Genomic DNA, 15,305 nt, shown 5'->3' with positions numbered 1-15,305 from the left:
AAAAAGCCGTCAACACGAATTCGCCGACCTCGACGCCGTGCCAGGGCTGCATTGCGCACACAGCCGGGCAGTCGATCATCGCCCCGTCGAGGTTCAATATGGGAACAGATCCAGCGTTCGCTCCACTTCATCGACATCGATGGTGAAGCCTTCACCTTGCGGCGTCCCGACCACGAAACCGAAGTGCTGATGATCGCGATCCGTCAGGTATTTGTAATAGCTGACAAACCGGTTCGGCGGCTGCAGCGCCAGGATCGAACCGCCGGGCTGCAATACATTGACCCCGTGCACCAACTGGCTGCCTTCAACGCCGATCACCGTCCGCGCCCCGGCACAGGCGGCAACGATACCTGGCACATCGGTTTTCATCGGGTCGACAATGCGAAAACCACGGTACTTCTGCAGGTGCAAGGCGACTTCGAGCTCATTGCGCATGAGGCGCAAGTCGCCCTCGCTGCCACGCAGGATAAACACCCCCGGGTGCGGCGAAGAGTCAACATGCGACAACAACTTGTCACCCATGGCGCGATAACGCGAATACCTGCTGCGGTTGTTGCTGAGGTCGTCGAACAACACCAGCTCGCGGAAAAACGCCCCACGCGTGCGCAGCGGTTGCATGCCCAGCCAGCGCTCATACGCCGGCCCCTGGGTGAATAGCGGGTAACGTGCCGAGGGCGCCGTGGTCACCGGCACGCCTTCTTCGCAGGCCAAGGCATAGGTCGGGCAGTCTTCCATCAGCCAGGTACCGAACCAGGTGTTGCCGTTCTGGGTGCAGTAGATGGCCCCACGGTCGATCTCGTGATCCACCGTGATGCCAGGGAACCGGCCCGGTTTCAACGACAACCAGTGGCTGGCATTACCCTTGTACAACGCACCGTCGACCAGCCAGACATCCTTGAACAGGTAGCCCCGGGTCGGCCCCTGTTCGACCGTGATCCCGCCTTCCATGGTCCGCCCGGGATGCACATACGGGTAGAAGCGCTTGGCCTCCCAGCCCGTTACGCGTTCCAACTGGTTGGGCAAATAGAACGCCGGCGGCGATACGGTTGTTTCACCAGGGGCGATATCCCACGTTTTCTCGGCGACACGCTTGATATCGATATCGGCCTTGCGTGCCAGGCGCTTGCGCGCGATGTGCCGGTAGGCGGCCAGGGTCCAGGTGTTCTGGCTGGCAAGCGAAGAACCGCTGAGGTTCGAGATACCGCTACCCATGAAATGCCCCTCCCGAGGTGACACGTCTCTGGCCTGAGGCAAGGCACGCATTCCTGGCATGCCTTGAAGCCGGTTCAGCTGGAAACGACAACCCGTTCCATCATGGGCGGGGACTGTAGCGTGGCGTAACGCGAGCGCAGGGTTTGCAGGAATGACTCGCCGCTGCTCCTGGCGCCATAGAGGTAGATCTTGTGCAGCCCACCAAACACCATTTCGTGATAACGGCTGGCGACCTCGTCGTCACTCGGCCCCTCTGGCAACCCCAGATGCAGCGTCAGTTTGTTGCCCTCGATAGCAAACAGCGGTGTATCCCAGAGGAACTGCGCGGTCCCCGTGCGCGGCAGGCGGACAAACAGGTAGGCATGGTTGCCCAAGGCATCGATATCGCCACCACGCCGGCGCTTCCACTTCAGCAGGCCATCGTCCGGCCGCGCCAGGCAAAGGCCGATATCGTAATAGTCATAGCCGTTGGCCAAAGCCCATTCGAGGGCCATGAAGGTGGTGATCGAGTTGACCTCGCGCAGCCTTTTCGGGTCTGAGAACACCGCCTCGCAATAACCGAAACGCAGGGTGCTCCAATAGCGTTTGCCATCGCGCGTGATCTCGCAGCCCAAATGGCAACCGATCACCTCTTCACCGCAGGTAATCAGGTCAAGGCGCCCGACTCCCTTGGCCAGACGGAACACTTCGTCGGTGGGAAACTGCGCTGCATGGATGCCCTGCCTGGCCGTGGCGTAGGGCCGCAACAATTGTTGATCGGCCATGGCGATCTCGTCATCGGCGAGCGTCTGGCGCATCTGGTAGAGCGGGCGGTGCTTGCGAATGCTGCGGCGCAATTCACTGTCGTAGCGAGCAGTGATGTCATCGAGCGAACGCCCCAGGGGCACCACCGCGCTCAGGTAATGGGGCACGGTCAACGCGCCGGACGTCGGCATTTCGCTGACAACCACCACGTGGCGGCTGGTGGCCGGTGCAGCCGCCTCGTCCGCTTCGACGGCTGACTGCTGGCCCTTGCCGCCGATCAGCAGCTTGGCCATTTCGCGCTGTTGCTTGCGACCGATGTAGAGAATTTCGTAAGGGCTGGCTTGCTGCAGGCGGAAACGCGAGATTTCCCAGCGCCATAAGCAAGTTCGAGCCAGCACTTCGCGTAACTTGCTTGAAACAGTCCGGATCTCGTAGCGCATGGAAGGCGAGATCACTTTTCGCGCCACAGCCGCCAGGTTCTCTTTCATGTCTGCTTCGACATCCTTTGATGTTGTCAACGGGGCTGATCGGAAAACAAAAGAGCGGTGCGATAAAGCCGGCATAACCAATTGATTTATAAAGCCTCAACTTTGGATGCGGCCTTCATGTTCAGTAACCATTTAAGATGCAGGAATGCTGCTTGGCAAGCGGCATCTTGACAGCATTGCAGCGTCATTAATGGCGTCAAATTTCCCGTTACCTGGCGGCTTCCACAACGGCTTTCGCTATATATAACGCAGTGCCACGTTCACACGTTGCGCTACCCCACTACCACAGCGCGCTCTTGCAACTGCGGCCTGATGGTCTCTTTCAACGAAGGAGCCCCAACATGGCCAACCTGACTGACGCTGTGCCGCATGCAGAGCTGATCTCTGCGCAACTGCCCCTCTGGGCCCGCCACATCACACCCCAACATTGGCAAGCCATGCGCCGCAGCCAGCGCTTCGAGGCCTTTGACCAAGACTGGTACAACAATGCCGCGCCTGATCTGCGTGAAGCCGTAACGGCCAGCCATGCTCGCCTGCAGCGCGCCCAGGCAGCGCTGGCCCGTTCGCTGAAAGGCCTGAAGCAAATCAGCGAATTTGCCGAACCGTTGCTACAGACGCGCCTGGCCGAAGCCGGCTTTACGGCATCGCTGCACGGCAGCGAATTGCTGCGCGTCGAACGCACGTGGACCTGGAGCGTGTCGGGCTATCTGTACAGTCATCGCCGTGACCCTTTGCTGCAGGCTGCCTTGCAGAACTTCGCCGATGACGAAACGTTCACCCGGGAAAGTGCCATTGCCTTGAGCGACAAGATCCATGTGACGCCCATCAAGGTGCATGGCAGAGCGCCGACCGGCCCGCAGACGCCACCCGCGCATTTTCTGCTGGCATCCGAGCGCTATGAAGTCGAGCGACTGGCGCTCACCCCGGAGGCGTTTGCCCAACTGTGCCGCGAACTCGACCTAGGGGGGGCCTACCAAGCGCATCTGCAGCAATGCTTCGCCGCACCGCAGGCAAGGGAACAGGCCATCGCGGTCCGACGGGACCGCTTGCGCCTGGCAGCGGACGTTGCCTACCTGCGCCACGCGCTGAGCGGTGCTACACGCGACCAAGTGGACAAATTGCTGCAAGGCGGCGACGTGCCCTGTTGGCAACTGGCACTGTTCGGCATCGTCTTGCATGAGGTGATGCTGATCGATGCGGGCAGCTCAGGCTGGCTGCTCTATTTACCCGACGACAGCCCTGCCCTGCACCTTTGTACCGACGTCGGCGCCATCAACCAGCTGCTGGTGGAGCTGCTGAAGGCGCCAGAGAACCGACAGCGCCTGCATCCGTACCTGAGCCAGGCCGACCAGCCGCGCATGCTCGACCTGCTGCAACAAAATCTTGACGAAACCCGCGCGGCCGACCTGCACCCCACCCTCCAGGCCATCAACGGCAAGCCCTTCGACTTTTATCAGGACCAACACCTGGCCCGCCTGAAAAGCGCTGCCGAACAAATCGCCGTACCGACTGCCGTGGCCGACGCCCAGGCCCGTGCCAAACGCATCGCAGCGTGGGAAAGCCTTGGCCTGGACGTGCTCAACCTGGCCGCTTTCTTCATCCCGTCCGTGGGCACCGTCATGTTGGCTGTGACGGCCTGCCAGTTGCTCGGGGAGGTCTACGAAGGCTATGAAGCGTGGCACGAAGGCGACCGTCACCAGGCCTTGCAGCACCTTGAGGCCGTCGGTCTGAATCTGGCCCTGATCGGAGGCCTGGCAACCGCAGGCCGCGTCGTGCCGAAGCTGTTCAGCAGCCCCTTGCTGGAAAGCCTGCAGGAAGTTCGCTGCAGCGATGGCCGCGACCGGCTCTGGCAGCCAGATCTGCTGCCCTACCGCAGTCCCCAGGTGTTGCCAGAAGGGCTGCCGGCCAATGCGCAAGGCCAATACCTGCAGGGTGACAGGCATTACATCCGCATGGACGGCCAGCTCTATGAACAGCGCTTCGACCCGCACATTCAGCAGTGGCGGATCGTCCACCCCGAGGCACCGGACGCCTACCAGCCGCCACTGGAACATAACGGTCAGGGCGCCTGGCGCGCTGCTCACGAACAGCCGCAGGCATGGCCATTCACTGTATTGGCACGACGGTTGGGCGAGGACTACGCGGCGTTCACACCCGCGCAACTGGAACTGGCCGGCCAGATATGCGGCGTCGACGCAGCGCGCTTGCGCCTGGTACACCTTGAAGGCCGGCCGGCGCCCGCGCTGATGCTCGACACCTTGAGGCGCATGTCCGGCGAGCCGCTCGAGCTCATCCAGAACGAAGCAGAACCGCTTTTGCAGCGACACCGCGAATGGCCACTGGTTCGCGCGCTGGAGGGGCTGCTGGTGCACCAGCAAGGCACCACCGACAGTGAACGGCTGTTGCTGAGCTGCCTCGATGACATGCCGGAATGGCCTGCTGACCTGCGCCTCGAACTGCGCGCAGGCAGCCCGCAAGGCCCGCTGCTCGACAGCAGCGGAAGCAATCTGGCAGGCACGGTCTGCCGAGTGATCAAGTCAGCCAGAGGTTACGAGGCCGATCTGGGCGAACGACCTGCACCGGCGCCCCAGGACCAGGACCTGTGCCGAGCAGTCGAACAAGCACTACCAGGCGCCTGGCGCAAAGCTCTGGGTATTTCGACCACCGATGGCAACACCTTGCGCCAGCGCGTAGTGGCCTGGACCGAACCCCGCCGCACCGAGTTGCTGCAGCGCCTCTGGGGCGCTGGCGCCCGGCGCCAGAGCGCTCGGACAGGCTTGCGAGGCGGCCGTCGCACACTACCCAGCGGTCCCTATCTGCAAGTGCCATTGGCCAGCCGCTACCGCCGTCTGTACCCCGCCTCGACCGATGAGGAGTTCCTGAGCGCAATGGACGACTGGCAACAGCAAGGGCGTTCGCCGGCAGCAGAAATGCGCAACCTCGAGCGACGCCTGGAAGCCCTGCGCCGCGACCTTGGCGAGTGGGCACGCCCCGACCCGCATTACCCCCATCGGCGACAGCAGGCCGTTACCCCGATCATCAATGCCTGGCGACGGATCTCCAGGTTACGGCTGGGCGAGGACGCAATGGTCTACAGCCTGGACCTCGCGCGCCTTGACCTGGAGGACCGCGATCTGGCGAGCCTCGCCCTGCCGGACGATTTCACCCACATCGAGCATGTGTCGCTCCAAGGTAACCGCAACCTGAGCCTGTTGCCCGCCGAGTTCTACGAACGCTTCCCCAGGCTCAAGCGCCTGCTGCTGAGCCATTGCCGCTTCGCCCGCTTGCCGCGCCTGGCCAATCCCCAGGCGCTGGCGTGGCTGGACCTGGACAACAACCGCATCACCTGGGACGACAGCGCCCAACAGATGTTCGACCAGTTCACCAACCTGGGCGTGCTGGACATGGGGGGCAACCCTTTGCTGCGCGCCCCCGACCTGAGCCGCATGCCACGCCTGTTCACGCTGTTCCTCGACAATTGCGCGCTGACCGAGTTGCCCCGAGGGCTGGAGAGCATCACCATCACGCCGGTGACGCTCGACCTGGCCGGCAACCAGTTGCAGCAGCTACCGACCAACTTTCGAGTATCGCAGCCGGTCGCCCAGGCGATGCGCCTTGAAAGCCAATGGCTCAGCTCACGCATGCTCGAGGAAGTCGAAGCCTACAACGCCGCGCATCAGGTGGACCTGCTGGTGGATGAAAGTGATTACGATGAGTTCTTCAGAGGCGCGGGTGCCCATGAAGAGGCGCTATGGCAACGCCTGCCGCTGCAATACCGCCGGGACCTGAGATCGCTGCTGGACCTCGAACCCTTCATTTCAAGGCCCAGGCGTGCCCGCGCTGAATTCTGGCGCCGCCTGGCGGTGATCGATCACAACCCGCAACTGCGCCAGCACGCCTTTGCGCGGCCCGCCCAAGAGCTGTTCGATATCGCACTCTAAGTACGCTGTCATCAACGTGGCAAACGCGCCCTGAGCGGATTGTGCGCGATCCACTTCTGCAACTCGGCGGCCGGCATCGGCCGCCCCAGCAGGTAGCCCTGGCCCTGGTCGCACCCGGCATTGCGCAGGAAGTCATACTGCTGCTGGGTCTCGATCCCCTCGGCAGTGATGCGATAGCCCAGCGCATGCCCCAGGTCGATGATCGCCCGGGCAATGGCCACCGCATCATCGTCATCCGGCAAGTCCTTGATGAACGCCCGGTCGATCTTCAGGTGGTCGATGGGTAAGGCGCGCAAGTAGGCCAGCGACGAATAACCGGTACCGAAGTCGTCCACCGCCGTGGCCACGCCCATCGCCTGCAACTGGGCCAGCGCCGCACAGGCCTGTTGCTGGCTTTCCATCAGCAGGCTCTCGGTGATTTCCACTTCCAGCAGGTTAGGTGCCAGCCCATGACGTTCCAGGGCAATGGCCAGGCTTGACACATAGTCGCTGCGCTCGATCTGCAGCGCCGCCACGTTGATCGCGAGCGGGCCCGGCAGGCAATCGGCGGCGCGCCAGGCGGCCATCTGCGCACAGGCAAGATCGAGTACCCGCTCGCCCAAGGGAATGATCAGGCCGGTACGTTCGGCCAGCGGGATGAACTCGCCGGGCGGAACCAGCCCATGGTCCGGATCACGCCAACGCAGCAAGGCTTCGACACCTTCCAGCTGGCCGCTGAACAGGTCGACCTTCGGCTGGTACCACAGTTCGAACTCGTTTTCCTGCAAGGCCCGGCGCAAGTTGCGCTCCAGTTCCAGGCGCTGGTGCAGCCGCGCGGTCATGTCCGGGTGATAGGGGCGCCAGGCGTTGCGCCCACCCTCCTTGGCCGCATACATGGCCGTGTCGGCATGGCGCAGCAGGCTGCCGACGTCCTCGCCATGTTGCGGGCACCAGGCCAGGCCGATGCTGCCGGTCACCAGCGCGGCGTTGCCATTGAGGTCGAACGGCCGCTGCAGGCAGCGCAGCAACTCACGCAACTGGTGGCTGACCTGTCCCTGGGTGCCCTGCAGCATGAACACGAATTCGTCACCGCCCAGCCGGCATACCCGGTCGCTGCTGTCGAGTTCCTGCAAGAAGCGCGCAGTCGCCTGCTGCAGCAGCAGGTCTCCCATGGCGTGACCCAGGCTGTCGTTGACCTGCTTGAACCCGTCGATATCCAGTAGCAGCACGGCCAGCCCATGGCCTTCGGCAGTGGCCTCGGCGAGCTGTTGCTGGAACAGCACCCGGTTGGGCAAACCGGTGATGGTGTCGTAATGCGCCAGGCGCTCCAGCTGCGCCTGGGAGCGCTGCAGCTCGCGGTTACGCTGTCGCAACTGGCGCTGCTTGCGGTTGATCTGCGCGATGAACAGGCTGAGCAGGCCGCTGCAGGTCAAGGCGAACCAGAACAACGGCGAGTAGAACAGGCTTGCGACCTGGTGGTTTTGCTGGCGCTGGATATCCACGTGCCCAAGGGCCATGGACACGCCGATACCGGCCAGGGAAACGCCCACCGGCAACAAGCGGCAGAGGGCCCGTCGCAGCGTGCCGGTGGTCTGTTTCTGTTCGTAGGTCATCGGGGAATTGGACGGGGTCATAAGCCTGCAGGCGGGAGCGATTGCCCCTGTATCGGCGCGGTGCCGGCGAAATTGAGCCAGACTGGTGTTTTTCTTGCCCAGGGTGCATGCTCGAAGCTGAAGCGTTTCACCCGTCCAGACACGTGAGGTGCAGTACCCATGGAACATCTGCTCGATTCGCTGTTTCCGACCGCCGAAGACATTCCTGAAAACTGGCGCCTGGAAGCACCACTGGAACAACGCGACTATCTGGTGAACGGTGAACTCCGGCGCTGGGACGGGCCACTGGCCACGGTCCGCAGCCCGGTCTGGCTGAAGGAAGCGGATGGCGAGCGCCAGGTCGTGCTCGGCAGCGCGCCCTTGCTGGATGCCGACACCGCCCTCACCGCCCTGGACGCGGCAGTGAACGCCTACGACAAAGGCCGTGGCGCCTGGCCGAACATGCGCGTGGCCGAACGTATCCAGCACGTGGAAACCTTCCTCGCGCGCATGCGTGAGCAGCGCACCGCCGTGGTCAAGCTGCTGATGTGGGAAATCGGCAAGAACCTCAAGGACTCGGAAAAGGAATTCGACCGTACCTGCGACTACATCGTCGACACCATCAACGCCCTCAAGGACCTCGACCGCCGCTCCAGTCGCTTCGAACTGGAACAAGGCACCCTTGGCCAGATCCGCCGTGCACCGTTGGGCGTGGCGCTGTGCATGGGCCCCTACAACTACCCGCTCAATGAAACCTTCACCACGCTGATCCCGGCCCTGATCATGGGCAATACCGTGGTGTTCAAGCCGGCCAAGTTCGGCGTCCTGCTGATTCGCCCGCTGCTCGAAGCGTTCCGCGACAGCTTCCCACCGGGCGTGATCAATGTCATCTATGGCCGTGGCCGCGAAACGGTCAGCGCGCTGATGGCCAGTGGCAAGGTCGATGTATTCGCCTTCATCGGCACCCACAAAGCCGCCAGCGACCTCAAGAAACTGCACCCTCGCCCGCACCGGCTGCGTGCGGCCCTGGGCCTGGATGCGAAGAACCCGGGCATCGTCCTGCCCCAGGTGGACCTGGACAATGCCGTGGAAGAAGCCGTGACCGGCGCCCTGTCGTTCAATGGCCAACGCTGCACGGCGCTGAAGATCCTGTTCGTGCACGAGGATGTGGTCGAACCCTTCCTCGACAAGTTCCAGCGCAAGCTCGCCGCGCTCAAACCCGGCATGCCCTGGGAGCCGGGCGTCGCGCTGACGCCACTGCCGGAGCCGGGCAAGGTCGACTACCTCGACCAGTTGGTAGCCGACGCCAAAGCCAAGGGTGCGCAAGTTCTCAACGACGGTGGCGGGCAGAGCCGCGGCTCGTTCTTCTACCCCGCCCTGCTCTACCCGGTTAACCGCGACATGCGCGTCTACCACGAGGAGCAGTTCGGCCCGCTGGTACCGGTGGTGCCTTATCGCGACCTGCAGACCGTGATCGACTACGTGCTCGACTCCGACTACGGCCAGCAGCTGAGCCTGTTCGGCAACGACCCGGCCACTGTCGGCCACCTGGTCGACATCTTCGCCAACCAGGTCGGCCGCATCAACCTCAACGCCCAGTGCCAGCGCGGCCCGGACACCTACCCGTTCAACGGCCGCAAGAACAGCGCCGAAGGTACCCTGTCGGTGCACGATGCCTTGCGCGTGTTCTCCATTCGCACCCTGGTCGCGACCCGCTTCCAGGAAGCCAACAAGGCGCTGATCAGCGAGATCATCCGTAACCGCCAGTCGAGCTTCCTGACCACCGACTACATCTTCTGACCGCCGCGCTTATAGAAAATCGATCTAGCCGGGTTGTCGATTTTCCCCGTGCGCAGACGACTCTATTGCATCAGGGCGCCCATCGGCGCCCCTTGCAAAGGAGCGTCGCACATGGCAGCCAAACCGATCCCCGAAGGCCAGCACAGCATCACCCCGTACCTGGCCATCAACAACGCCGCCAAGGCCATCGAGTTCTACAAACTGGCCTTTGGCGCCACCGAAATGTTCCGCCTGGAAGGCCCGGGCGGCACCGTCGGCCATGCCGAACTGCGCATCGGTGACTCCTCGCTGATGCTCGGCGACCCTTGCGACCGCGAGGGCGGCCTGACCGCCAGCCAGAAACTCACCGGTGCCGGCGTCGGCCTGCACCTGTACGTCGAGGACTGCGACAAGGTTTATGCCCAGGCCCTGGCGGCCGGCGGCACCTCGTTGCACCCGGTGACGGACCAGTTCTACGGCGACCGCAGCGGCACCCTGAAAGACCCGTTCGGCAACATCTGGTTCGTCTCCACCCACAAGGAAGACCTGACCCCCGACGAAATCCGCGCCCGCGCCGCCAAGATATTCAGCGGCAGCTGAGCGACGAGTTGAAAGCGCGGCGCATTTGCCTGAAGCTTGTGGCTCGTAGCTTGGAGCTGCTTCATGCGAATCATCGACAAAACCGCCGCGCAGGTGCGCAGCCTGATCCCGGCCGAAGAAGAACTGCTGGTCGGTTTCGTCACCGGCAACCTCGCCGGGCCACGCCTGCTGCAGGCCAACCAGCTGCTGATGAAGGTGCGCAGCGCCAACCAGTGGCTGGCCTGCGATTGCCGCAAGGACGCCTTGCCGGTGCTCAATGTCACCCTCAATGGCAGCACCGGCACGCTGTTTCTGAAAAACAACCCGGGCACTGCCGAGCATGCGCCCGGCTGCCCGTTCACCAAGGACGAGCGCGAAGCCAGCGAGCGTGAAGACCAGCCAGCGGTGCCTGCCGCCTGGCTGGCCCCTGACACCCCGCTGCGCCTGATCGGTGATTACCGTAAAGCCAGCGACACCGATACTGGCGCGGTTGACGGCAACGAGCGCCGCGAACAGCAGCGCCTGTTGTCGCTGCTGCTGACCTGGATCGAGACCAGCGGCCTCAACCTCTACGCCACCCACCTGAAGAAGGACCTCACCGGCCAGTTCGCCGAGCTTCGCAGTGTCGCCAGCCGCTACCCGCTGCTCGAACGGGTCCCGGCCAGCAACTACCTGGAAACCCGCCTGGACATGAAGCACATGATGATGCTCAAGTCCCGCCTGCGCGAAGCCACAGTGTTCGGCAATCATCGGCGCCATGGCCTGCTGCTGGACTGCGTCGACCAGATCAAAGGGCGCAAGTTGTTCAACAACCGCAGTGAGGACGGTTTCGACTTCCAGGGCCACCATTTGTATTGGGCTGGCAACCGCGCGTCTGGCCCGTTGCTGGCCCTGGCCCTGTACTCACCGACCACGGCAGGCAGTCACTTCTATGAACTGATCCATGTGGCCAGTGTGCCGGTGCTGTCGCGCGCGCACCTGTTCCCGGTGTACCGCGACGAAGAGCGCGAGCCGCTCAAGGCGCTGGTGTCGCTGATCGACTGGATGGCCAGCAAAGGGGTGAAGGTGCAGATGCGCCGGCCGGTGATCGGCGGGCAGGTGATGGATGAGCTGGTGCTGACCTCGGATCAGGACCGGGTGCTGTCGGTATCGTTGCTGGAGCAGCCGATCGGGCCGGAGCCCGATGCCGAGAACTTCAAGCGCTATGCCGACTTCAAGAGCCTGGAGACCTTCCGCAAGTATGTGGCCGGGTTCTTCATGCGCGAGCGCTGAGCACCGCATCGCCTGCTTCGCGGCTAAAGCCGCTGCCACAGGGACCGCGCCGAATCTGAAACTGGCGCATTCCCTGTGGGAGCAGCGGTCTTGCTCAATTGCTTAAAGCTGGTGCGATCCCAGTGGGAGCGGCTTTAGCCGCGAAGAGGCCGGTGCAGCCACACATCCTCGACTATCAGAACGCAGCCCGGAATATCCCCTCGATCTCATCCTGGCTGGCCGACCGCGGGTTGGTCAGGCCACAGGCATCCTTCAAGGCGTTCTGCGCCAGAATGCCGATGTCTTCAAGCTTGGCCCCCAGCTCCGCCAGCCCCGCCGGAATGCCCACAGCCGCCGCCAGGTGCTCGATGGCGGAAATCGCCGCCCCCGCGCCCTGCTCCGCATCCAGCCCACACACCTTGATGCCCATGGCCTTGGCCACATCACGCAGGCGCGCAGCACTGACCTTGGCATTGAAACGCTGCACATGCGGCAACAGCACGGCATTGCACACACCGTGGGGCAAGTCGTAGTAACCGCCCAGCTGGTGCGCCATGGCATGCACATAGCCCAGCGAGGCATTGTTGAACGCCATGCCGGCGAGGAACTGCGCATAAGCCATGTTCTCCCGCGCCTGCAGGTCGTTGCCATCGTTGACCGCCTGGCGCAGGTTCTCGCTGATCAGGCTGATGGCCTTGAGGGCACAGGCGTCGGTGATCGGCGTAGCCGCCGTCGACACATAGGCCTCGATGGCATGGGTCAACGCATCCATGCCGGTGGCCGCAGTCAGCCCCTTGGGCATGGCAACCATCAACGCCGGGTCGTTGACCGACAGGATCGGCGTGACGTTACGGTCGACGATGGCCATTTTCACGTGGCGGCGCTCGTCGGTGATGATGCAGAAACGGGTCATCTCACTGGCCGTGCCGGCCGTGGTGTTGATGGCGATCAGCGGCAGCTGCGGCTTGCGTGAGCGGTCGACGCCCTCGTAGTCGCTGATATGCCCGCCGTTGGTGGCGCACAGGGCTATGCCCTTGGCGCAGTCATGGGGCGAGCCCCCCCCCAGCGACACCACGCAGTCGCAGCGTTCACGCTGCAACACGGCAAGGCCCGCCTCGACGTTGGCGATGCTGGGGTTGGGCTTGGCGCCGTCGAACACCACCGAGTCGATATCCCGCAAGGCCAGCAGGCGCCCTATTCGTGCAGCGACGCCGGCCTTGGCCAGGCCCTGGTCGGTAACGATCAGCGCCTTGCGCAAGCCATAACCGGCAATCGCGGCCATGGCCTCGTCGAGGCAGTCGATGCCCATGATGTTGACGGGCGGGATGAAAAAGGTGCTGCTCATGACCGGATCCTCCTGGTGGGTCTGTCTACCCGTGAGAATCCGCCGGTTCAATGCAGCGGATATTGATCCAGCGCAACATTAGCCAAGGAACAACTGGTACGCCGGATTAGCGGTTTCGTCCCAGTAGCGGTAGCCCATCTCGTCCAGTGCCTGGGGCATGCCGGGTTGCTCATCGGCCGGCACTTCCAGCGCGGCGAACACCCGCGCTTCGGCCGCGCCGTGGTTGCGGTAGTGGAACAGGCTGATGTTCCAGCGCTTGCCCAGCCGTTCCAGGAAACCCAGCAGCGCGCCTGGCCGCTCGGGGAATTCGAAGCGCAGCACCCGCTCATCCGCCCCCGGCGCAGCATGCCCACCCACGGTGTGGCGCACGTGCAGCTTGGCCAGCTCGTTGTCGGTCAGGTCGAGCACGCTGTAGCCCTGCCCGCGCAAGCTGGCCAGCAGCTGCTCGCGCGGGTCGTGCACGGGGTGGGTCTGCACGCCGACGAACAACCGTGCCTCCTTGCCGGGGTAGTAGCGGTAGTTGAACTCGGTGATCTGCCGCTTGCCCAGGGCCTGGCAGAACGCCCGGAAGCTGCCCGGCTGCTCAGGGATGGTCACGGCAATGATGGCCTCACGCTGCTCGCCCAACTCGGCCCGCTCGGCCACGTGGCGCAGGCGGTCGAAGTTGACATTGGCGCCGGAGTCGATGGCCACCAGGGTCTGACCCTGCACGCGCTCGCGGGCCACGTACTTCTTGATCCCGGCCACGGCCAGGGCACCCGAGGGCTCGGTGATCGAGCGGGTATCGTCGTAGATGTCCTTGATCGCGGCGCACAGCTCATCGCTGCTGACGGTCACCACGTGGTCGACAAAATGCCGGCACAGCTCGAAGCAGTGGGCGCCGATCTGCGCCACCGCCACGCCATCGGCGAAGGTGCCGACCTGCGGCAGGATCACCCGCTCGCCTGCCGCCATGGCAGCTTGCAGGCAGTTGGAGTCTTCCGGTTCGACACCGATCACCTTGACCTCGGGGCGCAGGTACTTGACGTAGGCAGCAATGCCCGCGATCAGCCCGCCGCCGCCAACCGGCACGAAGATCGCGTCCAGCGCACCCGGCTGCTGGCGCAGGATCTCCATGCCCACGGTGCCTTGGCCGGCGATCACGTCCGGGTCGTCGAACGGCGGCACGAAGGTCGCCCCGTCGCTGTCGGCCAGTTTCAGCGCGTGGGCCAGGGCATGGGGGAAGCTCTCGCCGTGCAGCACCACATGGCCACCCCGCGAGCGCACCCCCTCGACCTTGAGCGATGGCGTGGTGGTGGGCATGACGATGGTCGCCTTCATGCCCAGGTGCGCCGCAGCCAGGGCCACACCTTGGGCATGATTGCCTGCCGAGGCGGTGATCACGCCACGTTCGCGCTGGGCCGTGGTCAGGCGCGACAGCCGGGTATAGGCACCGCGGATCTTGAACGAGAAGGTCGGCTGCAAGTCCTCACGCTTGAGCAACACCTGGTTGCCGAGGCTGGCAGACAGCGCGGGGGCGGCTTGCAAGGGCGTCTCGATGGCCAGGTCATACACCGGCGCGGACAGAATGCGGCGCACCTGTTCCGACAGCAGTTGCTGCGGGGTGGACGGGGTACGAGGGCTGACATTGAGGCTGGTCATCGATTGCAACTCCTTGGCTTTTTTCACGTTGCCCAGGAGTCAGAGAGAAGAAACCCGCCTCCAGGGCGGGTTCGGTGCACGTACGCGCTAGCCCGCCAAGCTGATAATGGCGGTAATAATAATGGCGTTCACGTGCGGGAAGGTTTTCATGGGGTAGGACGTTATCCCGCCCGCCCTGGCCAAGTCAACACTTTGCTGGCTGTGCCGAAAGCGGCACGTCGAACACCTTGTCGAAGCCCCACTGGAACACGAAGGCATAGACGAAGAAGAACACGAACAGGGCCAGGTTGGTGAGGAACGCCGCCCACAGGCTGACATCCAGCCAGTACGCCACCAGTGGCAGCAGGATCAGCACCAGCCCGCCCTCGAAGCCCAGCGCGTGCAGCCCCCGGCGCAGCAGCGTGCGCTCGCGCTTGCGCTGGCGTGCCTCCCAGCGCTCGAAGGCCCAGTTGTAGGCCATGTTCCAGCTCATGGCGATACCCGACATCAGTACCGAGAGCACCGTCGACTGCGCCATGCCGGCGCCGAACGCCAGCTCCAGCGCCGGCGCTACGCACGCCACGGCAATGGCTTCGTAGAGAATGGCCTGGACGATCTTGCGTGCCTTGCCTTGCATGTTCAGCTCCCTGAAGAAACGACCTACAAAATTACAAGATCAAGCCAGCAAGAAAAAGCCTGAAATACTTTATTGACTGACCGTTCAATCAAGAATTATTAAGCTTTATCGTTTCCGCAAACCCCTTCCCCTGGCGTC

10 protein-coding genes are annotated in these 15,305 nt (G+C 63.6%); 4 read left to right on the top strand and 6 right to left on the bottom strand.

From position 1 onward, the window contains the following. Positions 1-93: 93 nt before the first annotated feature. Together ACTORR_RS27605 and ACTORR_RS27600 are read right to left on the bottom strand one after the other, a co-directional pair. Positions 94-1,212: a glycosyltransferase family 61 protein gene (locus ACTORR_RS27605; protein WP_262109492.1), complete on the bottom strand. Its 1,119-nt coding sequence runs from the start codon at positions 1,210-1,212 to the stop codon at positions 94-96. A gap of 74 nt (positions 1,213-1,286) precedes the next feature. Beyond that, positions 1,287-2,444, bottom strand: coding sequence for a hypothetical protein (locus ACTORR_RS27600; protein ID WP_313364348.1), 1,158 nt, complete (start codon positions 2,442-2,444; stop codon positions 1,287-1,289). Between the two features lie 341 nt (positions 2,445-2,785). Here ACTORR_RS27600 and ACTORR_RS27595 point away from each other — a divergent pair, with 341 nt between their 5' ends. Beyond that, the gene (locus tag ACTORR_RS27595) at positions 2,786-6,385 is read left to right on the top strand and encodes a dermonecrotic toxin domain-containing protein (RefSeq protein WP_441344093.1); all 3,600 of its coding nucleotides are present in this window, start codon (positions 2,786-2,788) and stop codon (positions 6,383-6,385) included. An 11-nt stretch (positions 6,386-6,396) separates the two neighbouring features. Here ACTORR_RS27595 and ACTORR_RS27590 read toward each other — a convergent pair whose 3' ends face one another. Further along, complete coding sequence (locus ACTORR_RS27590) at positions 6,397-7,998, bottom strand: putative bifunctional diguanylate cyclase/phosphodiesterase (RefSeq protein ID WP_262109496.1); 1,602 nt, start codon at positions 7,996-7,998, stop codon at positions 6,397-6,399. Between the two features lie 138 nt (positions 7,999-8,136). Here ACTORR_RS27590 and ACTORR_RS27585 point away from each other — a divergent pair, with 138 nt between their 5' ends. The 3 genes from ACTORR_RS27585 to ACTORR_RS27575 all read left to right on the top strand — a co-directional run bounded on the left by ACTORR_RS27585 (position 8,137) and on the right by ACTORR_RS27575 (position 11,586). Then, positions 8,137-9,756 carry an NADP-dependent glyceraldehyde-3-phosphate dehydrogenase gene (locus ACTORR_RS27585; RefSeq protein ID WP_099814026.1) on the top strand — a complete coding sequence of 540 codons (1,620 nt, stop codon included), beginning with the start codon at positions 8,137-8,139 and terminating at the stop codon, positions 9,754-9,756. A gap of 111 nt (positions 9,757-9,867) precedes the next feature. Continuing rightward, complete coding sequence (locus tag ACTORR_RS27580) at positions 9,868-10,335, top strand: VOC family protein (RefSeq protein ID WP_262109498.1); 468 nt, start codon at positions 9,868-9,870, stop codon at positions 10,333-10,335. 63 nt (positions 10,336-10,398) lie between these two features. Then, positions 10,399-11,586 (top strand): hypothetical protein, encoded by a 1,188-nt coding sequence (locus tag ACTORR_RS27575; protein ID WP_054885440.1) that lies wholly within the window; start codon positions 10,399-10,401, stop codon positions 11,584-11,586. A 175-nt stretch (positions 11,587-11,761) separates the two neighbouring features. On the opposite strand, the gene yiaY is transcribed toward ACTORR_RS27575, so the two are convergent. The 3 genes from yiaY to ACTORR_RS27560 all read right to left on the bottom strand — a co-directional run bounded on the left by yiaY (position 11,762) and on the right by ACTORR_RS27560 (position 15,167). Further along, positions 11,762-12,910, bottom strand: a complete 1,149-nt coding sequence (yiaY, locus tag ACTORR_RS27570) for an L-threonine dehydrogenase (RefSeq protein WP_054885441.1) — start codon at positions 12,908-12,910, stop codon at positions 11,762-11,764. Positions 12,911-12,988: 78 nt separating this feature from the next. Next, positions 12,989-14,551 (bottom strand): threonine ammonia-lyase, biosynthetic, encoded by a 1,563-nt coding sequence (gene ilvA, locus ACTORR_RS27565; protein WP_082433587.1) that lies wholly within the window; start codon positions 14,549-14,551, stop codon positions 12,989-12,991. Positions 14,552-14,735: 184 nt separating this feature from the next. Continuing rightward, entirely contained in the window at positions 14,736-15,167 is a 432-nt protein-coding gene (locus ACTORR_RS27560) for a PACE efflux transporter (RefSeq protein WP_054885442.1), read from the bottom strand. Positions 15,168-15,305 lie beyond the last annotated feature (138 nt).

It is taken from the genome of Pseudomonas sp. SAR267 (genome assembly GCF_052077595.1).
Taxonomy (GTDB): Bacteria; Pseudomonadota; Gammaproteobacteria; order Pseudomonadales; family Pseudomonadaceae; genus Aquipseudomonas; species Aquipseudomonas vlassakiae.
Note: the sequence above shows the minus strand (reverse complement) of the source record. Positions and strands in the feature narration are given on the sequence as shown.